The sequence below is a fragment of the Bifidobacterium pullorum subsp. saeculare genome, from assembly GCF_016899725.1.
GTDB lineage: Bacteria > Actinomycetota > Actinomycetes > Actinomycetales > Bifidobacteriaceae > Bifidobacterium > Bifidobacterium pullorum_C.
The window spans coordinates 1-493 of record NZ_JACLYU010000136.1 but is presented as its reverse complement, the minus strand read 5'-3'; the positions used below and the strand labels follow the sequence as shown (position 1 = coordinate 493).

Annotated in this window: 1 protein-coding gene; it reads right to left on the bottom strand. The window is 59.4% G+C overall.

Annotation, left to right across the window (positions count from 1 at the left end; all coding sequences use genetic code 11):
- Window positions 1-409 (bottom strand): AAA family ATPase (locus tag H7U32_RS09830; protein ID WP_204469863.1); only part of this gene is annotated, 409 nt, incomplete at its 3' end.
- Between the last annotated feature and the right edge of the window lie 84 nt (window positions 410-493).

Genomic DNA, 493 nt, shown 5'->3' with positions numbered 1-493 from the left:
GCAGCGGATACGTTCCTTCAAGTTCGATCGGGTTTTGCGTGGCAAGTACGAAAAACGGATCGGGCAGCGCTCGCGTCTGTCCGAACGTTGTCACTCGATGCTCCTGCATGGCTTCGAGCAAAGCCGATTGTGTCTTCGGCGAAGCACGATTGATTTCGTCTGCCAGTAGAAGGTTCGTGAACACGGGGCCGGGATGAAAGGTGAATTCGCGTTTGCCGTCGCGCTCCTGCAGGATGTGGCTGCCCGTGATGTCCGTCGGCAGCAAATCCGGAGTGAATTGAATGCGCCGAAAATCGAGAGTCAGCAGCCGCGACAGCGCTTTCACGAGTTCTGTTTTGCCCAGGCCCGGCAGGCCTTCCAGAAGGACATGCCCCCGGGCGAGCAGCGCAGCGGTGACTTCGTCGATCATCTCTTCCTTGCCGAGAATCACACGGCGCAGTTCGCCCACGAGCCGTGCAATCTGCGATCGTGCAGCCTCGACCGCGGCAGGAGT